General features: G+C 61.1%; 18 protein-coding genes. 7 read left to right on the forward strand and 11 right to left on the reverse strand.

Annotated elements, in window-relative coordinates; translation table 11 throughout:
• The first annotated feature begins 146 nt into the window (after positions 1–146).
• Positions 147–2,861, forward strand: a complete 2,715-nt coding sequence (malT, locus tag ACK3CV_RS23580; RefSeq protein ID WP_164141718.1) for an HTH-type transcriptional regulator MalT — start codon at positions 147–149, stop codon at positions 2,859–2,861.
• A gap of 3 nt (positions 2,862–2,864) precedes the next feature.
• Here malT and ACK3CV_RS23585 read toward each other — a convergent pair whose 3' ends face one another.
• The 6 genes from ACK3CV_RS23585 to ulaA are packed head-to-tail and all read right to left on the reverse strand — an operon-like array spanning position 2,865 to position 7,291.
• A complete protein-coding gene (locus tag ACK3CV_RS23585; RefSeq protein ID WP_164141724.1) occupies positions 2,865–3,551 on the reverse strand; it encodes an L-ribulose-5-phosphate 4-epimerase in 687 nt (228 codons plus the stop codon).
• Complete coding sequence (locus tag ACK3CV_RS23590; RefSeq protein WP_164141720.1) at positions 3,502–4,410, reverse strand: L-ribulose-5-phosphate 3-epimerase; 909 nt, start codon at positions 4,408–4,410, stop codon at positions 3,502–3,504. The genes ACK3CV_RS23585 and ACK3CV_RS23590 overlap by 50 nt, the downstream gene beginning before the upstream one ends.
• Before the next feature lie 9 nt (positions 4,411–4,419).
• The gene (locus ACK3CV_RS23595) at positions 4,420–5,076 is read right to left on the reverse strand and encodes a 3-keto-L-gulonate-6-phosphate decarboxylase UlaD (RefSeq protein ID WP_033649343.1); all 657 of its coding nucleotides are present in this window, start codon (positions 5,074–5,076) and stop codon (positions 4,420–4,422) included.
• A gap of 16 nt (positions 5,077–5,092) precedes the next feature.
• A complete protein-coding gene (gene ulaC / locus ACK3CV_RS23600; protein WP_164141722.1) occupies positions 5,093–5,560 on the reverse strand; it encodes a PTS ascorbate transporter subunit IIA in 468 nt (155 codons plus the stop codon).
• A gap of 10 nt (positions 5,561–5,570) precedes the next feature.
• The gene (gene ulaB / locus ACK3CV_RS23605) at positions 5,571–5,879 is read right to left on the reverse strand and encodes a PTS ascorbate transporter subunit IIB (protein ID WP_033636327.1); all 309 of its coding nucleotides are present in this window, start codon (positions 5,877–5,879) and stop codon (positions 5,571–5,573) included.
• Between the two features lie 14 nt (positions 5,880–5,893).
• The gene (gene ulaA / locus ACK3CV_RS23610) at positions 5,894–7,291 is read right to left on the reverse strand and encodes a PTS ascorbate transporter subunit IIC (protein ID WP_033636328.1); all 1,398 of its coding nucleotides are present in this window, start codon (positions 7,289–7,291) and stop codon (positions 5,894–5,896) included.
• A gap of 354 nt (positions 7,292–7,645) precedes the next feature.
• Between ulaA and ulaG the strand changes: the two genes are divergently transcribed.
• The 6 genes from ulaG (at position 7,646) to glpD (ending at position 13,562) form a co-directional block, all read left to right on the forward strand.
• Complete coding sequence (gene ulaG, locus ACK3CV_RS23615) at positions 7,646–8,710, forward strand: L-ascorbate 6-phosphate lactonase (protein ID WP_033638612.1); 1,065 nt, start codon at positions 7,646–7,648, stop codon at positions 8,708–8,710.
• Between the two features lie 112 nt (positions 8,711–8,822).
• Positions 8,823–9,578, forward strand: a complete 756-nt coding sequence (gene ulaR, locus ACK3CV_RS23620; protein ID WP_101427497.1) for an HTH-type transcriptional regulator UlaR — start codon at positions 8,823–8,825, stop codon at positions 9,576–9,578.
• Positions 9,579–9,662: 84 nt separating this feature from the next.
• Positions 9,663–9,989 carry a thiosulfate sulfurtransferase GlpE gene (gene glpE, locus ACK3CV_RS23625; protein WP_019455180.1) on the forward strand — a complete coding sequence of 109 codons (327 nt, stop codon included), beginning with the start codon at positions 9,663–9,665 and terminating at the stop codon, positions 9,987–9,989.
• Positions 9,990–10,160: 171 nt separating this feature from the next.
• Positions 10,161–10,997 carry a rhomboid family intramembrane serine protease GlpG gene (gene glpG, locus ACK3CV_RS23630; protein ID WP_039569119.1) on the forward strand — a complete coding sequence of 279 codons (837 nt, stop codon included), beginning with the start codon at positions 10,161–10,163 and terminating at the stop codon, positions 10,995–10,997.
• Between the two features lie 50 nt (positions 10,998–11,047).
• A complete protein-coding gene (locus ACK3CV_RS23635) occupies positions 11,048–11,806 on the forward strand; it encodes a DeoR/GlpR family transcriptional regulator (RefSeq protein ID WP_004930797.1) in 759 nt (252 codons plus the stop codon).
• Between the two features lie 247 nt (positions 11,807–12,053).
• Positions 12,054–13,562, forward strand: coding sequence for a glycerol-3-phosphate dehydrogenase (glpD, locus tag ACK3CV_RS23640; protein WP_033654445.1), 1,509 nt, complete (start codon positions 12,054–12,056; stop codon positions 13,560–13,562).
• Positions 13,563–13,625: 63 nt separating this feature from the next.
• Here the strand turns inward: glpD and glgP are convergent, their stop codons facing one another.
• The 5 genes from glgP to glgB form a co-directional block, all read right to left on the reverse strand.
• Entirely contained in the window at positions 13,626–16,073 is a 2,448-nt protein-coding gene (gene glgP, locus ACK3CV_RS23645) for a glycogen phosphorylase (RefSeq protein ID WP_033636332.1), read from the reverse strand.
• 141 nt (positions 16,074–16,214) lie between these two features.
• Complete coding sequence (gene glgA, locus ACK3CV_RS23650) at positions 16,215–17,645, reverse strand: glycogen synthase GlgA (protein ID WP_033636333.1); 1,431 nt, start codon at positions 17,643–17,645, stop codon at positions 16,215–16,217.
• 134 nt (positions 17,646–17,779) lie between these two features.
• A complete protein-coding gene (gene glgC, locus ACK3CV_RS23655; protein WP_033636334.1) occupies positions 17,780–19,057 on the reverse strand; it encodes a glucose-1-phosphate adenylyltransferase in 1,278 nt (425 codons plus the stop codon).
• 15 nt (positions 19,058–19,072) lie between these two features.
• The gene (glgX, locus tag ACK3CV_RS23660; RefSeq protein WP_164040549.1) at positions 19,073–21,055 is read right to left on the reverse strand and encodes a glycogen debranching protein GlgX; all 1,983 of its coding nucleotides are present in this window, start codon (positions 21,053–21,055) and stop codon (positions 19,073–19,075) included.
• Positions 21,052–23,238, reverse strand: a complete 2,187-nt coding sequence (glgB, locus tag ACK3CV_RS23665) for a 1,4-alpha-glucan branching protein GlgB (protein ID WP_033649349.1) — start codon at positions 23,236–23,238, stop codon at positions 21,052–21,054. Before glgB ends, glgX begins: the two co-directional genes overlap by 4 nt.
• Positions 23,239–23,318 lie beyond the last annotated feature (80 nt).

Here is a 23,318-nt window from a genome sequence, read left to right on the forward strand (position 1 = left end):
AGCAACTTAACTCCAAGCCGATGCGGAAGCTTGTTGCAATACGTTTAGGGTTGGCAGAAGTTAGGGGGAGCTATTAATTACGAACCATAAAATAATTAGCGCCACTCCAATCCCGGCGGGAACCGCGATTTATACCCTGGAATACTATGCTGATCCCATCAAAACTGAGCCGCCCGGTACGGCTGCAAAATACCGTGATCCGCGATCGCCTGCTGGCCAAACTGGCCAGCGCGGGCAACTATCGCCTGACACTGGTCAATTGCCCGGCGGGATACGGAAAAACCACGCTGATCGCCCAATGGGCGGCCGGCAAGGCCGATCTGGGCTGGTATTCGCTGGACGAGAGCGACAACCAACCGGAGCGCTTCGCCAGCTACCTGATCGCCGCGCTGCAGCAGGCCAGCGGCGGCCGCTGCGTCAAGAGCGAGGCGCTGAGCCAGAAACACCAGTACGCCAGCCTGTCGGCGCTGTTCGCCCAGCTGTTTATCGAGCTGGCCGACTGGCACCAGCCGCTGTACCTGGTGATCGACGACTACCACCTGATCACCAACGACGCCATTCACGAAGCCATGCGCTTCTTCCTGCGCCATCAGCCGGAAAACCTGACGCTGATCCTGCTCTCGCGCACCCTGCCGCCGCTCGGCATCGCCAATCTGCGGGTGCGCGATCAGCTGCTGGAAATGGGCACGCAGCAGCTGGCGTTTACCCATCAGGAAGCCAAACAATTCTTCGACTGCCGCCTGGCGGCGCCGATGGAACAGCAGGACAGCAGCCGCCTGTGCGACGAAGTCGAAGGCTGGGCCACCGCGCTGCAGCTGATCGCGCTGTCGGCCCGCCAGTCTGCCTCGTCGGCTCAGCTGTCGGCCAAGCGGCTGGCGGGGCTGAACGCCAGCCACCTGTCCGACTATCTGGTGGACGAAGTGCTGGATCACGTCGATGCCGAGGCGCGCGCCTTCCTGCTGCGCTGTTCGGTGCTGCGCTCGATGAACGACGCGCTGATCGTGCGGCTGACCGGCGAAGACAACGGCCAGCAGCGGCTGGAGGAGCTGGAGCGCCAGGGGCTGTTTATCCACCGCATGGACGACACCGGCGAATGGTTCAACTTCCATCCGCTGTTCGCTTCTTTCCTGCGCCAGCGTTGCCAGTGGGAGCTGGCGCTGGAGCTGCCGGGGTTGCACCGCGCCGCCGCCGAGGGCTGGCTGGCGCTGGGGTATCCGGCGGAGGCCATTCACCATGCGCTGGCGGCCAGCGACGTCAGCATGCTGCGCGATATCCTGCTGCAACACGCCTGGTCGCTGTTCCACCACAGCGAACTGGCCTTGCTGGAGGAGTGCCTCAACGCGCTGCCTTATGAGCGCCTGATCCAAAATCCCAAGCTGGCGCTGCTGCAGGCCTGGCTGGCGCAGAGCCAGCACCGCTACGGCGAGGTCAACACCCTGCTGGAGCGCGCCGAGCGCACCATGCGCGAGCAGAAAATCGAGATAGACCAAACGCTGCACGCCGAGTTCGACGCCTTGCGCGCCCAAGTGGCGATCAACGCCGGCAAACCGGAAGAAGCCGAGCGGCTGGCGACCGAAGCGTTGAAATTCCTGCCGCTGTCCAGCTATTACAGCCGCATCGTCGCCACCTCGGTGACCGGCGAAGTGCACCACTGCAAGGGCGAACTGGCGCGCGCGCTGCCGATGATGCAGCAAACCGAGCAGATGGCGCGTCGTCATCAGGCCAACCATTACGCGCTCTGGGCGCTGCTGCAGCAGAGCGAAATTCTCATCGCCCAGGGCTTCCTGCAGGCCGCTTACGAAACCCAGGACAAAGCCTTCGAACTGGTCCGCGAACAGCACCTGGAACAGCTGCCGATGCACGAGTTCCTGCTGCGCATTCGCGCGCAGATCCTGTGGTCGTGGTCGCGGCTGGACGAGGCGGAAGACGCGGCGCGCACCGGGCTGAAAATCCTGGCGAACTACCAGCCGCAACAGCAGCTGCAGTGCATCGCCATGCTGGCCAAATGCTCGCTGGCGCGCGGCGATCTGGACAACGCCAATACCCATCTGCAGCGCTGCGAAACCCTGCTGCACGGCGCCCACTACCATCGCGACTGGCTGACCAACACCGACAAGTCGCGGGTGATCCACTGGCAGATGACCGGCGACACCGCCGCCGCCGCCCAGTGGCTGCGCCATACCGAAAAGCCCGGCATGGCGGACAACCACTTCACGCAGGGCCAGTGGCGCAACATCGCGCGGATGCAGATCCTGCTCGGCCAGTATGAAGAGGCCGGCGTGGTGCTGGATGAGCTGAACGAAAACGCCCGCCGCCTGCGGCTGGTGAGCGATCTCAACCGCAACCTGCTGCTCAGCAACCAGCTCTACTGGCTGCAAGAGCGCAAGGGCGAAGCGCAGCAGGCGCTGATCGAAGCGCTGTCGCTGGCCAACCGCACCGGCTTTATCAGCCACTTCGTCATCGAGGGCGAAGCGATGGCGCAGCAGCTGCGCCAGCTGATCCAGCTCAACACGCTGCCGGAGCTGGAACAGCATCGCGCCCAGCGCATCCTGCGCGACATCAACCAGCATCATCGGCACAAGTTCGCGCATTTTGACGAGAACTTCGTCGATAAGCTGCTGACCCATCCGCAGGTGCCGGAGCTGATCCGCACCAGCCCGCTCACCCAGCGCGAATGGCAGGTGCTGGGGCTGATCTATTCCGGCTACAGCAACGACCAGATCGCCGGCGAGTTGGACGTGGCGGCCACCACCATCAAGACGCACATCCGCAACCTGTATCAGAAACTGGGCGTGGCCCATCGCCAGGAGGCGGTGCAGCAAGCGCAGCAGCTGTTGAAGATGATGGGATACGGCGCCTGAGAGTCAGCGCTGGCCGTAATAGGCGCCGGCGCCATGTTTGCGGCTGAAATGCTTTTCCAGCAGATAGTCATCGATCCGCTTCAGGCCGGGGTTAATATCCCGGCTGATCCACGCCATTTTCGCCACCTCCTCCAACACCACGGCGTTATGCACCGCCTCATCCGGCGTCCTTCCCCAACTGAACGGGCCATGCTGATACGCCAGGATGCCGGGAATGTGCAACGGTTCACGCCCTTTCAGGGTTTCGATAATCACCCGACCGGTGTTCAGCTCATATTCCCGTGCCACCTCTTCCGCCGTCAGCCCGCGGGTACAAGGAATGTCGCCGGAAAAATAGTCGGCGTGGGTGGTGCCGAGCGCCGGTATCGCTTCACCCGCCTGCGCCCAGGCGGTGGCATGGGTGGAGTGCGTATGCACCACACCGCCGAGTTGGGGGAACACCCGATACAGCGCCAAATGCGTCGGCGTATCGGACGAAGGCCGCAGTTGCCCCTCGACAACCTCACCTCGCGCATTCACCACCACCATATCCTCAGCCCGCATCGTTTCATAAGGTACGCCGCTGGGTTTGATCACCACCAGCCCACTGGCCCGATCGATGCCGCTGACATTGCCCCAGGTATAGGTCACCAGCCCGTGCTCAGGCAACGCCATATTGGCTCGGTACACCTGACTTTTCAGTTGCTCCAGCATACTCCCCCCTTATTTCCAACCCGGCCTCGACCATGCGTTCAACCACCCAGGCTCGCGCCTCCCGCACCGCCCGCAGCGGATCGTCCGCTTTCTCGCTCCACATCTCGAGCAGATAGGGGCCGCGATAGCCGCTCTGCAACAGCGTTTCGAAACAGCGCACGAAATCGACCACGCCCTCGCCGAACGGCACATTCTTAAACTCCCCCGGCCGCGTATCCTTAACGTGTACCGCCACGATATGCCCGCGCCCGGCCATGAGCTCCATCGGCACATCGTTGTCCCAGGCAGACAAGTTGCCGATGTCCGGGTACAGCTGAAACCACGGGTTATTCAGGTAGTGGGCATAGCCCAGCGCCTTGCTGATCGAGTTCATCAGCGGATAGTCCATGATTTCCATCGCCAGCATGACCTGCGCACGGCTGGCCATCTCCACCGCCTGCGCCAATCCGGCACGGAACCGGGCGCGGGTCTGTGCAGTTGACTGCTGGTAATAAACGTCATACCCGGCCAGTTGGATCACCCGGATGCCGGTATCCTGCGCCAGCCGAATAGCTTTTCGCACGATCTCCAGTCCCCGTTCGCGCGTGGTGTCGTCTGCACTGCCCAACGGAAAACGCCGGTGGGCGCTGAGGCATAAAGAAGGGACGCGCACACCGCTCGCCGCAACGGCGCTAACCAAGGCAAGCCGCTGTTCAGCGCTCCAATCCAGCCGCGCCAGGCGGCCGTCGCTTTCATCGATCGACATTTCAACGAAATCGAATCCCAACTCACCCGCCAGTTGCAGGCGCGTCAGCCAGTCCTCGCCCGGCGGCAACGCTTTCTCATAGATGCCCAACGGCACGGATTTGTGCAACATAACCGCTCCTCAGCCCCACAGCTGGGCAATGACGGATTTAAATTCCCGCGCCGCCGCGACCGGATCGGCGGCATCGCGAATGCTGCGTCCGGCGATAAAGACGTGGATGGGAATGCCCTGGAACAGAGGCAAGTCTTCCAACGCCAAACCGCCGGTGACCGTCACCTTAAAACCCATCTCGCTCAGGCGGCGCACCGCGCGGATATCGTCTTCGCTCCAGGCGACCCCTGCGGCCTGCGCATCGCGGCTGCGGTGGTACACCACCTGACCCATTCCCGCTTCACGCCACGCCTGCGCCTGTTCCCAGGTCCAGAACCCCGTCAGTTCGATCTGCACGTCGCCACCGAACTCATGCGCCACCTGCAGGGCGCCCTTGACCGTATTGATGTCGGCACAGCAGATCACCGTGATCCAATCGGCATGCGCCTCGAAGCACATTCGCGCCAAAATCTGACCCGCATCGGCGATTTTTGCGTCCGCCAACACGATGCGATCCGGATACAGCGCTTTCAGATCGCGCACGGCGCGCACGCCTTCCGCCACGCACAAAATAGTGCCGACTTCGATGATGTCGACTTCGGCCGCGATCAGGCGAGTCGTGTCGTAAGCCGCGGCCATGGACAGGTTATCCAGCGCCACCTGCAACATCGGTAACTGCGTGTTCATTGTTTGTCTCCTTCAATCAATTCGCCGCCGTAGACGTTTTGTCGATCAACGCCAATACCTCGCTCGCGTGGCGACAGGCCCGCAAGCGATCGAAGTTCGCCTCATCTTCAAACAGATTCACCACTTGCATGATCCCCACCTCCTGATGCGTTTTGGCGTCCACCGCCGCCAGGGTGATCAAGATGTCTATCGGATCGTTGTCTTCATCGCCGAAACACACCGGCGTTTTCAAGGTGACCAAGGCGAAGCCGGTTTTCAGCACCCCTTCCTCCGGCCGGCCGTGCGGCATCGCCAGGCCCGGCGCCAGCACGAAGTAAGGGCCGTACCGGTCGACGCCGGCCAAAATGGCGTCGAAATAGCGCGGTTCCACCACCCCGGCAGCCACCAGCAAATCGACGCCCAACCGCACCGCCTGCCGCCAGTCAGCAGCCTCCGCCTGCAGCTGGATGGCGTTGTTTTGCGCCAACGAATCGCTCAGCTTCATCACTCGCTCCTTACTGCTTCAAATCTTGCGGAAAATGCGTGCCGATAACTTCCATCAGCTTCGGGCCGAAGTCCGCCGCCGAGAGCATATTGCGCACCCCAACCACATATTTGTTGCCGCTCACGACGATTTCGTCGGCGACATGGGTGGAAGCAATGATGATGTCGGCCCCGTTCAACTCGGATTTGTATTCCCCCACCGCACAGCTGTTGACCGAATGATTCACACCTTGCTGCGTTAAAAATTGGTCGACTTTCATTTTCATGATCATGGAACTGCCTTGCCCGCAACCGCATACCGCCAGGATTCGTACCGTCATAATCTGCACTCCTATTAACGTGACGCTGGTTCAACTGATTGTTTTTCAGCATCTTCTTCCGCACGCAGGGTGCGTCCGGCGAAGAACATGTACAGCAGGGCGATAACGATCACCACACCCATAAACCACAGGCCCAGACTCAGCCCCTGCATCAGCGGCGGCGCCAGAATCGACCAGTCCGCCATGCCCATCCAGGCGCTTAGCCCGGTCAGTTTGATGGCCCACACGCAGCCGAAGATCTCTATCATTCCCATCACCAGACAGATCTTCATCGCCGCGCGCCAGCCGCCGAAGTGGTTAGCGAATACGCCGATGGTGGCGTTAGAAAAGAACATGGGAATGAAACCGGGAATGATCATGATGGAAGAGCCGAGCGCCAACAGTATGCCGACGGCGATCAGTTGGCCGATGGTGCCCCACATAAAACCCCACACCACGGCGTTGGGCGCGAAGCTATAAATGGCGGCACAGTCGATGGCCAGTACCGCGCCGGGGATCAGACGTTGGGATATACCGTTAAAGGCCTCGGTCAATTCGGCGACGAACATGCGCACGCCCTGCACGATGATGAAAATCGCCACCGCGAACATCAGCCCGGTTTGCAGGATATAAATGCTCCAGTGGGTTTTACCGGCCATCGCCTGCAGAGTGTCCAAGCCGAACGAGCACAGAATGATGCCGAAAAACAGCGTCATCACGATGGCGGTGGACACGATGTTGTCATGGAAAATGTTCAGCCACCCGGGCAGCTTCAGATCTTCCACGCTGTCCTCTTTTTTACCGAGATACGGTGCGGCCTTATAGGCCAGCCACGAAGCGAACTGCTGTTGATGCCCGATCGAGAAGCCGCTGTTTTCCGTTACCGCCTGCGTCGGTTTGAACATCATGTTGGAGGTGATGCCCCAGTACAGTGAAGCCAATAGCGCGCTGCACAATACCGTCGTCCACATGCCGTAACCCAGAATGTAGAAAAATACCGCGATCAGCCCGACCTGCTGAAACATGATATGGCCGGTGAGCATGATGGTACGAATCCCGGTAATACGCCGCAGCAGTACGTAGAGAATGTTCAGCGCCAATGCCAGCAATACCGCGTAGCCGACCCAGCTGTAGGCATCCCCCATACGTTCGATGGTGGCCATCATCGAAGCATAGGTGTCCGAAATCGCCCCGTTGATGCCGTATACCTCGGACAACTTCGCCACGACCGGTTTGAACGTGCCGGTCAGAATGCCGGAACCGGCCTGCAATAACATGAAACCGATAATGGTCTTGATGGTGCCTTTGATGATGACCGCCGCGCTTTTGCGCAGCAACGTGTAACCCAGCAGTGTAACCAGCCCCAGCAGCAGCGGCGCATTGGTCATCACCTGGTTAAAAAAGACGGTGAAGATGGTGTAAAGGGTTTCCATACGGCTCTCCCGGAAAGGTTGGCGTGCAGGTAACGCTTTCACCATATCAATCACCAACAATCACAAAAAGATCATAAATGATTATTTGTGAACAACCTCGCAAGATAAAAATCAATTCCACCAACATTCAATGAATTAGGTAACACACATTTTATTACCCATTGAATTTAATAGCAGTAACCAGGAGAAATATAAGCGCCAAAGACAGTGTCGCACGCGAATAAGGCGGCGTTGACGGGAGTTAAGATCGTTGTCAGCTGAAAAAAACGATGCTAGATTCAATCAAAACAAGTCACATAAAATCTTAATGTGATTATTTATGATTTTATCATCACCGACAATGAGGAAAAACCCATGAGTAAAGTCAACGACATCACCCGCGAGTCCTGGATATTGAACACCTTTCCCGAATGGGGCACTTGGCTGAACGAAGAGATAGAGCAGGAGAAAGTCGCGCCCGGCACCTTCGCCATGTGGTGGCTGGGCTGCACCGGCATCTGGCTCAAGTCTGAAGAAGGCGCCAACCTGTGCGTCGATTTTTGGTGCGGCACCGGCAAGCAGAGCCACGGCAACCCGCTGATGAAAACCGGCCACCAAATGCAGCGCATGGCCGGGGTGCGGAAGCTGCAGCCGAACCTGCGCACCACCCCATTCGTACTCGACCCGTTCGCCATCACCCAGCTCGACGCCGTGCTGGCCACGCACGATCACAACGACCATATCGATGTAAACGTCGCGGCGGCCGTGTTGCAGAACTGTCCCGACTCCGTCCCGTTTATCGGGCCGAAAAGCTGCGTGGATATCTGGATCGGCTGGGGCGTGCCGCCGGCGCGCTGCATCACCGTCAAACCTGGCGACGTGATAAAAATCAAAGACGTCGAAATTCATGCGCTGGATGCTTTCGATCGCACGGCGCTGATCACATTACCGGTGGAACAAAAGGCCGCGGGCGTACTGCCGGACGGCATGGATCTGCGTGCGGTCAACTACCTGTTCAAAACGCCAGGCGGCAACCTTTATCACAGCGGCGATTCTCACTACTCCAACTATTACGCCAAGCACGGCAACGATCACCACATTGATGTCGCCCTCGGCTCCTACGGCGAGAACCCACGCGGCATTACCGACAAGATGACCAGCGCCGACATCTTGCGCATGGCGGAATCGTTGAACGCCAAGGTCGTGATCCCCTTCCACCACGATATTTGGTCGAATTTCCAGGCAGACCCGCAGGAGATCCGCGTGTTGTGGGACATGAAAAAGGATCGGCTCAAGTACGGTTTCAAACCCTTTATCTGGCAGGTTGGCGGCAAGTTCATCTGGCCGCAGGACAAAGACAATCTGGAATATCACTATCCGCGCGGGTTCGATGATTGTTTCACCCAGGAACCCGACCTGCCCTTCAAGTCTTTCTTGTAATCAACCGGTGTTGCATACTGATGCGCGCTTTTGAACGGCAATGATTCAAATCGTCAAACGGCGCGCATATAATCGAAGGCAACGACGTTCTTCTCACCCTGATGGAGCCCGCATGACAGAGTCCCAACGCCACAATGCCATTCTCGATCTCTTGCATCGCAAGGGGCAAATCTCCGTGGCGGACGTGATCGCGGCGTTTGACATCTCTCCGGCCACCGCGCGCCGGGACATCAACAAACTGAATGAAATTGGCAAATTGCGCAAAGTGCGCAACGGCGCCGAAGCCACGCAAACCCCGCGCCCGGCCTGGACGCCGCTCAACATCCATCAAACCCAGCATCTCGATGAAAAAATGCGCATCGCGGCAGCGGCGGCGCAACTCTGTCAGCCGGGCGAAAGCGTGGTGATCAACTGCGGTTCCACCGCATTTCTGCTGGGGCGTGAAATTTGCGGCAAGCCGGTTCAGGTGATCACCAACTACCTGCCGCTGGCCAACTACCTGATCGAACAGGACCATGACAGCGTGGTGATCATGGGTGGCCAGTACAACAAGACTCAGTCGATTACCCTGGCGCCTCAGGACGGCGACGCGACGCTGTACGCCGGGCACTGGATGTTCACCAGCGGTATCGGCCTTACCGCCGAGGGTTTGTATAAAACGGATATGCTGACCGCCATGGCGGAGCAAAAGATGCTCAACTACGTCGGTAAACTGGTGGTGCTGGTCGACAGCAGCAAAGTCGGCCAACGCGCCGGCATGCTGTTCAGCCGCACCGAGCAAATCGCCATGGTGATCACCGGCCGCGCTGCCAATCCGGCGATCGTTGAGCAACTGCGTCAACATGGCGTTGAAGTGCTGCTGGTGTGACAAAACCACACCCTTGCTCTGGTCTTAAACGCCGCAGAGTTGGTTACAATAGCGGCGTCCCCCAATTACGAGGCAGTCAGCAGTATGGAACAGTTCGAAGCGATCAACGTTGAGCAAGCGTACGCCCGCTGGAAAGAGGGCAGCGCCGCCCTGGTCGACATCCGCGATCCGCAAAGTTTTGAAGCCGGGCATACGCCGGGCGCCTTTCACCTCACCAACGCCACCCTGTCGGCCTTTATGCAGCAAAACGACTTCGAGCGGCCGGTAATGGTGATGTGCTACCACGGCAACAGCAGCCGCAGCGCGGCGCAGTACCTGCTGCACCAGGGGTTCGACGCGGTCTACAGCATCGACGGCGGCTTCGAGGCCTGGGCCCGCCAGTATCCGCAAGACGTGGAAACCTCTGCCTGATCCCCGCCGCCCGCCGTGCATCGGCGGGCTTCCCCTTCGATTTTGTGCGCGTTTTCGCGGGTTTTTCGCAGATCCGTTTGCCAGCGCTCAGGATTTCGACGTTATAATCGGCCGTCAGGGTCGCCGGCGGGCAAGCCGCGGCCAAAATCATTCACTTACGACGGAAAAGCAATGGTTAGAGTAATCGCCGTATCCAACCCGCGCCTGGCGCTGGCCTTTGTCGACTATATGGCGACCCAGGGCATCCGGCTTGAGCTGCGCAACAGCGGCGAGGCGGCGGAAATCTGGCTGGCCGACGACGTTCACCTCGAGCAGGTGCAACACGAGCTGCAGCAGTTTCTGACCGATCCGCTCAACCGCCGTTATCAGGCCGCCAGTTGGCAGACCGGCCATACCGACGCCGGCCTGCACTATCAGAGCGAATCCTATCTGCACACCCTGCGCAGCAAGGCCGGGCCGCTGACGCTCGGCGTGATGGTGCTGTGCATCGCGGTCTATATTCTGATGCAGGCGCTGGGCGACGACACCGTGATGTACTGGCTCTCCTGGCCGCAAAACAGCAGCCAATACACGCAGCTGTGGCGCTGGGTCAGCCATGCGTTCCTGCACTTCTCCCTGCTGCATATTCTGTTTAACCTGATGTGGTGGTGGTATCTCGGCGGCCAGATGGAAAAACGCCTCGGTGCCGGCAAGCTGTTCGTGCTGGCGGTGGTGTCGGCCTTCTTCAGCGGCTGGGCGCAATCGCTGTTCAGCGGCGCGCTGTTCGGCGGGCTGTCGGGCGTGGTTTATGCGCTGATGGGCTATGTCTGGCTAACGGGTGAACGGGCGCCGGAGCGCGGCCTGATGCTGCCGCGCGGCCTGATGGCGTTCTCGGTGCTGTGGCTGGTGGCCGGATATTTCGATATTTTAGGAATGTCGATCGCCAACGCGGCACACGTAGCCGGTTTAGTGTTAGGGTTATTGATGGCATTTTGGGATACGCGTCATCGCGCACACAACGAACAATAACAGCCGGGAGCTGTGCCCAGCGGGCATAGCGGGCGTTTTAGGGGATTATCGTGAAGCAAACACAGCGTCATGACGCAATTATCGAGCTGGTGCGCCTGCAGGGTTACGTCAGCACGGAAGAGCTGGTCGAACATTTTGACGTCAGCCCGCAAACGATTCGCCGCGATTTGAATGACCTGGCCGACCAGAACAAGATCCAGCGTCACCACGGCGGCGCGGCGTTGCCTTCCAGCTCGGTCAACGCTGCCTATAACGATCGCAAGGTGATGTGGTCGGAAGAGAAGGCCCGCATCGCGCAGCGCGTCGCCAGCCAGATCCCGGACGGCGCCACGCTGTTCATCGATATCGGCACCACGCCGGAAGCGGTGGCCCATGCGCTGATGAACCACAAGAACCTGCGCGTGGTCACCAACAACCTCAACGTCGCCACCCTGCTGACCGCCAAGGAAGACTTCCGTCTGATCCTGGCCGGCGGCGAAGTGCGCACCCGCGACGGCGGCATCATGGGCGAAGCCACCCTGGACTTTATCTCCCAATTCCGCCTCGATTACGGCATTCTCGGCATCAGCGGCATCGATATGGACGGCTCGCTGCTCGAATTCGACTATCACGAAGTGCGCACCAAACGCGCGATTATCGAAAATTCCCGCTGCGTAATGCTGGTCACCGACCACTCCAAATTCGGCCGCAACGCCATGGTCAACCTGGGCAACATGAATCTGATCGACTACCTGTTTACCGACCAGCTGCCGCCGCCGAGCGTGATGAAAATCATCGAGCAGTACGACGTGCAGCTGGAGCTGTGCTGATCCGCCGTTAACCCGCGGGGCGCGCCGCCGCCCCATTTCCCCCCCCCGACGCCCCCTTTTCGACAGCCGTTTGCCCGCCCGATCCATATCCTTATCATTTATGTGCCTATCATCACCAAACTGTTACCTTTATCACGCCTAAATGTTTTTGTTTGGTTAAGTCTTGGCTTGCTTGTTGGTTTTTGATTACAATCATGAGCGAAAACGAACATGAAAGAGCTATTTCGAACATCTGGAGGAAGATGACGTGGAAACCAAAGACTTGATCGTTATCGGTGGCGGCATCAACGGTGCCGGCATCGCGGCGGATGCTGCCGGGCGCGGGCTGTCGGTACTGCTACTGGAAGCGCAAGACTTGGCCTGTGCTACGTCTTCCGCCAGTTCCAAACTGATCCACGGTGGCCTGCGCTACCTGGAACACTACGAATTCCGTTTGGTGAGCGAAGCGCTGGCCGAACGTGAAGTGCTGCTGAAGCTGGCGCCGCACATCGCGTTCCCAATGCGTTTCCGCCTGCCGCACCAGCCGCACCTGCGCCCGGCCTGGATGATCCGTATCGGCCTGTTCCTGTACGATCACCTGGGCAAACGCACCAGCCTGCCGGGCAGCAAGGGCTTGCGCTTTGGACCAGAGTCGGTGCTGAAGCCTGAATTGAAGCGCGGTTTCGAATATTCCGACTGCTGGGTCGACGATGCTCGCCTGGTGGTGCTGAACGCGCAGGAAGTGGAAAAACGCGGCGGCGAAGTGCGCACCCGCACCAAAGTGACCCGCGCATGGCGTGAAAACGGCATGTGGATGGTGGAAGCGGTCGATATCGACAGCGGCAAAACCTTCACCTGGCGCGCCAAAGGCCTGGTGAACGCCACCGGCCCGTGGGTGAAAAACTTCTTCGACGACGGCCTGAAGCTGAAATCGCCTTACGGCATCCGCCTGATCAAAGGCAGCCACATCGTGGTGCCGCGCGTACACGATCAGCCGCAGTCTTACATTCTGCAGAACGAAGACCACCGCATCGTGTTCGTGATCCCGTGGAATGACGAGTTCTCCATCATCGGCACCACCGACGTGGAGTACAAAGGCGATCCGAAGGACGTGAAGATCGACGAGAACGAAATCGCTTATCTGCTGAAAGTGTACAACGATCACTTCAAGAAGCAGCTGGGCCGCGACGACATCGTCTGGACTTACTCCGGCGTGCGTCCGCTGTGCGACGACGAATCCGATTCGCCGCAGGCGATCACCCGCGATTACACGCTGGACGTGCACGACGAACAAGGCAAGGCGCCGCTGCTGTCGGTCTTCGGCGGCAAGCTGACCACCTACCGCAAGCTGGCCGAGCACGCGATGGAAAAACTGGCCCACTACTACCCAGGCTGCGGCCCGGCGTGGACCAAAAACGCCACGCTGCCGGGCGGTGACATCGGCGGCGATCGCGACGGCTACGCAGCCAAATTGCGCCGCGCCCACGGCTGGTTGCCGGAAGCGCTGGCGCGCCGCTATGCCCGCACCTACGGTAGCCAGAGCGAGCTGATCCTGGCCGGCGCCAACGGCCTCGCCGATCTGGGCGAAGATTTCGGCCACGGTCTGTATGAAGCCGAACTGCGCTACCTGACCGAGAAAGAGTGGGTCGTAGAGCTGGACGACGCCATCTGGCGCCGCACCAAGCTGGGCATGTGGCTGGACGAAGCGCAGCAGGCGCGAGTGAAAGCCTGGCTGGCGGAACACGCGAAAACGAAAACGCTGTCTCTGGCTTCCTGAGCCGCAGCGTAACGAAGAAAGGGCCGGTTATCCGGCCCTTTTCTTTGCTCTTCCTCGCACGCTTTACAGCTTCACCGGCTGAATGTGCCAGATTTCATCCGCATATTCCTGAATGGTGCGATCGGAGGAGAAGTAGCCCATGTTGGCGATATTCAGCACCGCGCGCCGCGTCCACTCGTCCTGATTGAGATACACCTCGTCCACCTTGTCCTGCGTGTCCACGTAGCTGCGGTAATCCGCCAGCAGCTGGTAGTGATCGCCGAGGTTGACCAGCGAGTCGAACAAATTGCCATAGCGTTTCGGCTCTTCCGGGCTGAACACGCCGGTGGCGATCTGCGTCAGCGCCTGATGCAGCTCCGGGTCTTGCTCATAGTACTGGCGCGGGTTGTAACCGTTGCGGCGCAGTTCCTCCACCTGTTCGGCGGTATTGCCGAAGATAAAGATATTCTCCTCCCCCACGTGCTCGCGCATCTCGACGTTGGCGCCGTCCAGCGTACCGATGGTCAGCGCGCCGTTCAGCGCGAACTTCATGTTGCTGGTGCCCGAGGCCTCGGTGCCCGCCAGCGAGATCTGTTCGGACAGATCCGCCGCCGGGATAATGATCTGCGCCAGGCTGACGCCGTAGTTCGGAATGAACACCACCTTCAGCTGGGTATGCACGCGCGGATCGTTGTTGATCACTTTGGCCACGTCGTTGATCAAGCGGATGATCTGCTTGGCGGCATAGTAGGCCGAGGCCGCCTTGCCGGCGAAGATCACCACCCGCGGCACGCGCTCGATCTCCGGATCGTCCAGCAGACGGTTATACAGCGTGATGACGTGCAACACGTTGAGCAGCTGCCGTTTGTACTCGTGGATGCGCTTGATCTGCACGTCGAACAGCGCATCCGGGTTGACCACCACGTTGAGCGTTTTGGCGATGTACAGCGCCAGCCGCTCCTTGTTCTGCCGCTTGGCGCGCTGCACCGCCTGCAGGAAACTCGGGTAATCGACGTTGGCTTTGATCTCGCTCAGCTGGCTGAGATCGGTGCGCCAGGTTTGGCCGATGCAGTCGTCCAACACCGCCGCCAGCGGCGGGTTGGCCAGCGCCAGCCAACGGCGCGGCGTCACCCCGTTGGTTTTGTTGCAGAAACGATTAGGGAACAGCCGGGCGAAGTCGGCGAACAGCGACTGCACCATCAGTTCGGAATGCAGGGCGGAAACGCCGTTGACCTTGTGGCTGGCCACCACCGCCAGCCACGCCATGCGCACCCGGCGGCCGTTGGTTTCGTCGATGATCGAGACCCGCGCCAGCAGGTCGTTGTCGCCCGGCGCCACTTCCTGCACCATCTTGAGGAAGTGATCGTTGATTTCGAAAATCAGCTGCAGATGGCGCGGCAAGATGCGGCCAATCATGTCCAGCGGCCAGGTCTCCAGCGCCTCGCTCATCAGCGTGTGGTTGGTGTAAGAAAACACCTGCTCCACCACTTCCCAGGCGTCGAGCCACTTGAATTTGTGCTCGTCGATCAGCCGGTGCATCAGCTCGGGAATCGACAATACCGGGTGAGTGTCGTTGAGGTGAATGGCGATCTTGTCCGCCAGGTTGTCGAAGGTTTTGTGCATCAGCCAATGGCGGTTGAGGATGTCCTGCACCGTCGCCGACACCAGGAAATACTCCTGCCGCAGCCGCAGTTCGCGCCCGGAGGAGGTCGAGTCGTCCGGATACAGCACGCGCGACACGTTCTCCGAGTGGTTTTTATCCTCCACCGCGGCGAAATAATCGCCCTGGTTGAACTTGCCGAGGTTGATCTCGTTACTGGCCTGCGCGCCCCACAGCCGCAGGGTGTTGGTGGCGTCGGTGTCGAAACCGGGGATCACCTGATCGTAGGCGATGGCCACGACCTCTTCGGTCTCCAGCCAACGCGCCTTGGCGCCCTCCTGCTGCACGCGGCCGCCGAAGCGCACCTTGTAGCGGGTGTTGTGGCGCGGAAACTCCCACGGATTGCCGTACTCCAGCCAGTAGTCCGGCGACTCCATCTGCTGGCCGTTGACGATGTTCTGCTTGAACATGCCGTACTCGTAGCGAATGCCGTAGCCGCGCCCCGGCAGCGCCAGCGTCGCCAGCGAGTCGAGGAAGCAGGCCGCCAGGCGGCCCAGACCGCCGTTGCCGAGGCCAGGGTCGTTCTCTTCTTCCAACAGTTCACCCAGGCTCAACCCCATTTCGTTCAGCGCGTTGTCGATATCCTGATAGATGCCCATCGACAGCAGCGCGTTCGACAGGGTGCGGCCGATCAGAAACTCCATCGACAGGTAATACACCTGCCGCACGTCTTGAGACAACTGGGCGCGGTTGGAACGCAGCCAGCGTTCAACCATGCGATCGCGCACCGCGAACAGCACGGCGTTCAGCCAATCGTGCCGGTTGGCGATGGCCGGATCCTTGCCGACGATAAACATCAGCTTATAGGCGATGGAGTGTTTCAGCGCTTCCACACTGACCGTAGGTGAGGTGTAACTAAACGGTGAAGTCATGGCTTTTTAATCCCTTGTAGGGAGCCCAGCCATTCGCCGCGGAATAGCGGGCCCCGCTGAACATGGACGCGGCACGCCGCGCCCCGACAATCAACCCAAACGGCTGCCCGCCGCGCGTCAACCCGAGACGCGAAACGCGGGCTACAAACGTTGATAAAGCGATAAATACTCTTTCGCCGCCACCGGCCAGCCGAAGTCCACGCTCATGGCGTGGCGCTGAACGTGGCGCCAGTGTTTCGGCCGGCTCCACAGCACCATGGCGCGGCGGATGGCGTTGCCCAGCGCGACGGCGTCGCAATCGTCGAACACGAAGCCGCTGGCGGTGCCGTCGGCCAGGTTCTCCAGCGCGCAGTCCACCACCGTGTCCGCCAGCCCGCCGGTGCGGCGCACCAGCGGCAGCGTGCCGTATTTCAGGCCGTAGAGCTGCGTCAGGCCGCAGGGCTCGAAGCGGCTCGGCACCAGAATCACGTCGGCACCGCCGATGATGCGGTGAGAGAAGGATTCGTGATAGCCGATCTGCACCCCAACCTGCTCGGGATAATCGGCGGCGGCGGCCAGAAACGCCTGTTGCAGCACCGCATCGCCGGCGCCCAGCAGCGCCAGCTGCCCGCCCTGCGCCAGCAGTTCAGGCAGTGCCTGCAGCACCAGATCCAGGCCTTTTTGGCTGGTCAATCGGCTCACCACCGCGAACACCGGCAGCGATTCATCCACCTTCAGCCCCATGGCCTTTTGCAGATGCAGCTTGTTTTTGACCTTGCTTTTCAGATCGTCGGCGTCGTAGCGGGCGCTCAACCGCGGGTCGCGGGCCGGATCCCAAATGTTGTCGTCCACCCCGTTGAGGATGCCGCTCAGCCTGCCCTGCCGCTGCCGCTCCTGCAGCAGCCCCTCCATGCCGTAGCCGAACTCCGGCCGGGTGATCTCGCGCGCATAGGTCGGGCTGACGGCGGTCACGTGGTCGGCATAAAACAGCCCGGCCTTGAGGAACGACATCTGGCCGTAGAACTCCAGGCCATAAACATCGTAAAACGACGCCGGCAGCCACAGCTCGGTCACGTGATGGGCAGAGAACAGCCCTTGATAGGCCAGGTTGTGCACCGTAAACACCGAGCGCGCCGGGTGGCCGTTGGCGGCCAGATAGGCGCAGCTCAGGCCGGCGTGCCAGTCGTGGGCATGCACCAGCTGCGGCCGCCAGTAGCGATCCAGCCCCTTGGCCAGCTCGCAGGCCATCCAGCCCAGCAGCGCAAAGCGGCGGTGGTTGTCGGGGTAGGCGTACATGGACTGATCGTGGTATGGGCTGCCCGGCCGGTCATACAGCCAGGGCGCATCGATGAGATAGATGCCCACGCCATGATAGGTGCCGTAACGCAGGCCGACCCGGCCGGCGAACGAGTCGATTTCCGCCACCAGCGAGGTGTCGGGGATGCCGTTGCGTACGTCAGGGAAAGCGGGCAATAGCACCCGAACATCGGCGCCTTCGGCGATTTGCGCCGCCGGCAGCGCGCCAACCACGTCTGCGAGTCCGCCCGTTTTCAGCAGGGGGAACATTTCAGAACATACGTGTAAGACCTGCATTATCACTCCTGAAAGTCGGCCGAAGGCCTCTGGATAAGAAATAAAGCAGGCTTGCCGCTGTTATGTGTGCCGCGTTGCGCAAGCCATCGAACCGTTCATCGGGCGGCAGGCTATCGTTCTGCCCCCACGTTAACTCACAATTTTGACAACATTTCGCGCGTCACCAGCACGATGCCGCCTTCCGAGCGATAGAAACGCTTGCTGTCCTCATCGGCGTTTTCCCCGATCACCATGCCCTCCGGAATATGGCAGGCGCGGTCGATGATGCAGCGCCGCAGGCGGCAGGAACGGCCGACGTTCACGTCCGGCAACAATACGGTAGAGTCGATGGTGCAAAACGAGTTCACTCGCACCCGCGGGAACAGCACCGAATGCACCACCACCGAGCCCGAGACGATACAGCCGCCGGACACCAGCGAATTCATGGTCATGCCATGGCTACCGGAACGATCCTGCACGAACTTGGCCGGCGGCAGCGGTTCCATGTGGGTGCGGATCGGCCAGGCGCGGTCGTACATGTCCAGCTCCGGCGTCACCGACGCCAGATCGAGATTGGCGCGCCAGTAAGCGTCCAGCGTGCCCACGTCGCGCCAGTACGGCGGCAGATCGGGGTTGGACGTCACGCAGGACAAGGTAAACGGATGCGCCCACGCCGCCTGCTGTGCGGTGATTTTCGGGATCAGATCCTTGCCGAAATCGTGGCTGGAGCCGGGGGTCGACATATCCTCTTCCAGCAGCTGAAACAGGTAGGCGGCATTAAAAATATAGATGCCCATGCTGGCCAGCGACATATCCGGGTTGCCCGGCATCGCCGGCGGGTTGGCGGGCTTTTCCAGAAACTCGATGATGCGGTCGCTTTCATCCACCTTCATCACGCCGAATTCGCCGGCTTCGCTGCGCGGCACCGGCAGGCAGGCCACGGTGCACTGGGCGCCCTTCTCGACGTGGTCTATCAGCATGCGCGAGTAATCCATCTTGTAGATATGGTCGCCCGCCAGGATCACCACGTATTCGGCCTCATAGCGGCGGATGATGTCCAGGTTCTGATACACCGCGTCGGCGGTGCCTTTGTACCAATGCTCGGTGCTGAGGCGCTGCTGGGCCGGCAGCAGATCGACGAACTCGTTCATTTCCTCGTTGAGAAACGACCAGCCGCGCTGAATGTGCTGCACCAGCGTGTGCGACTGGTATTGGGTGATCACGCCGATGCGGCGAATGCCGGAGTTCAGGCAGTTCGACAGGGCGAAATCGATGATGCGGAACTTGCCGCCAAAGTGGACGGCGGGCTTGGCGCGGGTGGAGGTCAAATCTTTCAGGCGCGAGCCGCGGCCGCCGGCCAGGATCAGCGCTACGGATTTAATCGGTAGCTGGCGCGCCAACATCAGGGGGTCTTTATTTTCAAACCTAACCATAGCGGACTCCTTTTATTATTTCCGTACCAGAACGCAAAGCGAGCGCGCGGCCTGGTGCCAGGCGGGTAACACCGCCCGTGAGTCTTCCTGAGTGAACGGGGCGACAACCTGCCAATCGCCTTCCGGCAACCTCATCTCCACCGTTTGCGGCGTGGCGTTGACCAGCAGCAGCCAGCGCTGCGACAGCAGGATCTGCATGAGCAGATCGCCCTGCTCCCACTGCTGCGCGTCGAGCGGCTGCCCTTGCGCATTCAGCCACTGCACGCTGCCGTCGTCCTGCTGCCACCAGCGGTCCTGTTGCAACGCGGGGATCTGGCGGCGCAGCGCGATCAGCGCCGCGACGTAATCGGTCAACGCGTCATCCGCCGTGGCCCAATCGAGCCAGGTAGTAGCGTTGTCCTGACAATAGGCGTTGTTGTTCCCCTGCTGGCTGTGTCCCTGTTCATCGCCGGCCAGCAGCATCGGCGTTCCCTGGGACAGCAACAGCGTGGCGAGCATCGCCCGCTGGCTGGCCCTGCGGCGTTGCACAATGGCGTCGTCGGCGACCAGGCCTTCCACGCCGTGGTTGTTGCTGAAATTGCGATCGCTGCCGTCACGGTTGCCTTCGCCGTTCGGCTGGTTGTGTTTCTCGTTGAAGCTGACCACGTCCTGCAGGGTAAAACCGTCATGGGCGGTCAGCATGTTGACGGTGGCGTAAGGCGCCCGCCCGCGCTGGTTGTACAGATCGCTGGAGGCGGCGAAACGCCGGGCGAACTGGCCGAGCGACACGCCGCTCTGCAGCCAGAAACGGCGCATGTCGTCGCGGTAATGGTCGTTCCATTCGGCGAAGCGGCCGGGGAACGCCCCCACCTGATAGCCGCCGGGGCCAACGTCCCAGGGTTCGGCGATCAGCTTGCAGCGCGACAGCACATCGTCCGCCAGCATCGCCTGGAACAGCGGCGCATCGCGATCGAATCCCGGCGTGCGGCCGAGCACGCTGCCCAGATCGAAGCGGAAACCGTCGACGTGGCACTCCCGTACCCAAAAACGCAGGCAATCCATCACCCAAGCCACGCCCTGCGGCTGATCCAATCGCAGGGTGTTGCCGCAGCCGGTGTCGTTGACGTAGTCCCCCTCCGGCGTCAGCCAGTAGTAGCTCTGGTTATCGATGCCGCTCAGCGACAGCATCGGCCCGTCCCTGTCCAGCTCGGCGCTGTGGTTGAACACCACGTCGAGGATCACCTCAATGCCGGCTTGGTGCAGCGCCTTGACCGCATCGCGAAATTCGTTCAGCGGCGTGCCGTCGGTGCTCAGGCTGGCGTAGCGGTTGTCCGGCGCATAGGGCGCCAGCACGTTATAGCCCCAGTAGTTGATCAGCCCCAGCCGCTGCAGCCGCGGTTCGGAGGTATGTTGCTGCACCGGCAGCAGTTCCAGCGCGGTGATGCCGAGGCGTTTGAAGTGGGCGATCATCACCGGGTGCCCCAGCGCGGCGAAACTGCCGCGCAGCGCCGGCGGGATCTTCGGGTGCAGCAGCGTCAGGCCGCGCACGTGCGCTTCGTAAATCACCGTCTGCCCCCAGGGCGTGGTGGGCGGGCGATCGTCCTGCCAGTCGTACTGTTCGTCCACCACCACGCATTTCGGCATCAGCTCGGCGCTGTCGTGCGGATCAGGCTGTTCGTAACCGCCGTGCAGGTGCGGGTGATCCGCCACCGGCCCCTCCACCGCGCGCGCGGCCGGATCGAGCGCCAGCTTGTTGGGGTTGAAACGCTGCCCGTTCGCCGGGTCGAACGGGCCGTAGACCCGGTAACCGTAACGTTGCCCCGGCCTGCCGCCCGGCAAATAGCCATGCCAGATATCGCCGCTGCGCGCCGGCAGCGGCAGGCGCACTTCGCGTTGCTGGCCGTCGAACAGGCACAGCTCCACCCGCTCGGCGTGCGCCGAGTACAGGGTAAAGTTGATGCCTTCGCCGTCGTAATGGGCGCCCAGCGGCGCGGCGAGGCCGGCCGTCAGCTCCGTCATGGCGCCTCCCGCAGCAGATAAATGGTCGCCAGCGGCGGCAGCGTCACGCAGATGGAAAAGTCGCGGCCGTGGCTACCGACCGCTTCGGAAGAGACCCGCCCCTGATTGCCGGCGTTGCTGCCGTGATAGTGGTGCGAATCGGTATTGAGGATCTCGCGATAGTCGCCGGCGCGTGAGAGGCCGATGCGGTAGCGGTAGCGCGGCACCGGGGTAAAGTTGCTGATGGCGATCAGCTCATTGCCCTGCGAATCGTAGCGCGCGAAGGCGAATACCGAGTTGTCGTGATCGTCGACCACCAGCCATTCGAAGCCGTCCGGGCGGTAGTCGCGCTCATACAGCGGCGCCTGCTGCCGGTAGCAGTGGTTCAGATCGCGCACCAGCCGCTGCACGCCGTTGTGCCAGTTATCCAGCCCCTCCAGCAAATGCCAATCGAGGCTGGTATCGAAATTCCACTCGCGCCCCTGCGCGAACTCGCAGCCCATAAACAGCAGCTTTTTGCCCGGATGCGCCCACATAAACCCATAGTAGGCGCGCAGGTTGGCGAACTTTTGCCAGGCGTCGCCCGGCATGCGGTCGAGGATCGATTTTTTGCCGTGCACCACTTCATCGTGCGAGATAGGCAACACGAAGTTCTCGGTATAGGCATACAGCATCCCGAAGGTCATCTGGTTGTGGTGATACTTGCGGTGCACCGGATCGCACTTCATGTAATTGAGCGTGTCGTGCATCCAGCCGAGGTTCCACTTGTAGTGGAATCCCAGGCCGTTGGCGTCCGGCGGCAGGGTGACGCCGGGATAGTCGGTGGACTCCTCCGCCAATGTCACCGCGCCCGGCTGCGCCTGGCCGATAGTCTGGTTGGTATAACGCAGGAAGGCGATCGCCTCCAGGTTCTCGTTGCCGCCGTAGTAATTCGGCACCCACTCGCCGTCGGCGCGGCTGTAGTCGCGATAGATCATCGACGCCACCGCATCGACCCGCAGCGCGTCGATACCGAAACGCTCCAGCCAATACAGCGCGTTGCCCGCCAGGTAGTTGCGCACCTCGTGGCGGCCGTAGTTGTAGATCAGCGTATTCCAGTCCTGGTGGTAGCCTTCGCGCGGATCGGCGTATTCATACAGCGCGGTGCCGTCGAAGTTCGCCAGGCCGTAGGCGTCGCTCGGGAAGTGCCCCGGCACCCAGTCGAGGATCACGTTGATGCCCGCCTCATGCGCCGCCGCCACGAACGCCCGGAAATCGGCCGGCGTGCCGAAGCGCCGGGTCGGCGCATACAGCCCCAGCGGCTGGTAGCCCCAGCTGCCGTCGAACGGGTGCTCGTTGATCGGCAGCAGCTCGATATGGGTGAATCCCATGTCCTTCACATAGTCGATAAGCTGCACCGCCAGCTCGCCGTAGCTGAGCCAGAAATGGTTGTCGGTGTGACGACGCCATGAGCCGAGATGCACCTCGTAGATGGCGATCGGCTGGTCAAAATCGTTGGCGCGGCGGCGCGCCTGCGTCGACGGCACCACCTCCGGCAGCGGCGCCACCAGCGAGGCGGTGTCCGGGCGCATCTGCGCCTCGAAGGCGTAAGGATCGGCTTTCAACTGGGTATTGCCGTAGCAATCGACGATTTCATATTTGTACAGCTGGCCGGCCCGCACGCCGGGCAGGAACAGCTCCCAGATGCCGTTTTCACGCCGCAGACGCATCGGATGGCGGCGGCCATCCCAGAAGTTGAACTCCCCCACCACCGAGACGCGCTGGGCATTGGGCGCCCAAACGGCAAAGCTGACGCCGTCGACGTCATCCAGCGTGGCGAGGTGAGCCCCCAGGCGTTCATAGGGGCGCAGGTGCGTGCCCTCGGCCAGCAGCCAGCTGTCGATGTCCTGCAGCAGCGGGCCGAACCGGTAGGGATCGTCGATGGTCTGTTGGTGATCGCGCCAGCTGACCTGCAGCTGATAGCGGAAAGGATTTTTGCGCCGCGGCACCACGGCACTGAAGAAGCCGCGCGGATCGTCGCAGTTCAACTGCACCAGCCGCCGGCCGGTTTGCTGTTCCACCAGCCAGACTGCGCCAGCGTCCGGCAGCAGCGCGCGCACCTGCAGACCGTTATCGGTCGCATGCATGCCAAGCAGAGCAAAGGGGTCGGCGTAATGGCCGGAGATGATCTGATCAATCACGTCACGATCGGGAAGTACAGGCATAGTCTTCTTCCTTAGATTAACAGCATGATCTAAGCACGGCTTGTTGGTTATTCCTTGGCCGTTTTGGTCATCATGCAATG

It is taken from the genome of Serratia sp. TSO36 (assembly GCF_057808395.1).

Coding starts and splice junctions, on each gene's coding strand:
- malT (WP_164141718.1), top strand. CDS start 147: ATGCTGATCCCATCAAAACTGAGCCGCCCGGTACGGCTGCAAAATACC.
- ulaR (WP_101427497.1), top strand. CDS start 8,823: ATGACAGAGTCCCAACGCCACAATGCCATTCTCGATCTCTTGCATCGC.
- glgB (WP_033649349.1), bottom strand. CDS start 23,238: ATGCCTGTACTTCCCGATCGTGACGTGATTGATCAGATCATCTCCGGC.
- ulaG (WP_033638612.1), top strand. CDS start 7,646: ATGAGTAAAGTCAACGACATCACCCGCGAGTCCTGGATATTGAACACC.
- ulaC (WP_164141722.1), bottom strand. CDS start 5,560: ATGAAGCTGAGCGATTCGTTGGCGCAAAACAACGCCATCCAGCTGCAG.
- ACK3CV_RS23590 (WP_164141720.1), bottom strand. CDS start 4,410: ATGTTGCACAAATCCGTGCCGTTGGGCATCTATGAGAAAGCGTTGCCG.
- ulaB (WP_033636327.1), bottom strand. CDS start 5,879: ATGACGGTACGAATCCTGGCGGTATGCGGTTGCGGGCAAGGCAGTTCC.
- ACK3CV_RS23595 (WP_033649343.1), bottom strand. CDS start 5,076: ATGAACACGCAGTTACCGATGTTGCAGGTGGCGCTGGATAACCTGTCC.
- glgX (WP_164040549.1), bottom strand. CDS start 21,055: ATGACGGAGCTGACGGCCGGCCTCGCCGCGCCGCTGGGCGCCCATTAC.
- glpE (WP_019455180.1), top strand. CDS start 9,663: ATGGAACAGTTCGAAGCGATCAACGTTGAGCAAGCGTACGCCCGCTGG.
- glgC (WP_033636334.1), bottom strand. CDS start 19,057: ATGGTTAGGTTTGAAAATAAAGACCCCCTGATGTTGGCGCGCCAGCTA.
- glgA (WP_033636333.1), bottom strand. CDS start 17,645: ATGCAGGTCTTACACGTATGTTCTGAAATGTTCCCCCTGCTGAAAACG.
- glgP (WP_033636332.1), bottom strand. CDS start 16,073: ATGACTTCACCGTTTAGTTACACCTCACCTACGGTCAGTGTGGAAGCG.
- glpG (WP_039569119.1), top strand. CDS start 10,161: ATGGTTAGAGTAATCGCCGTATCCAACCCGCGCCTGGCGCTGGCCTTT.
- ulaA (WP_033636328.1), bottom strand. CDS start 7,291: ATGGAAACCCTTTACACCATCTTCACCGTCTTTTTTAACCAGGTGATG.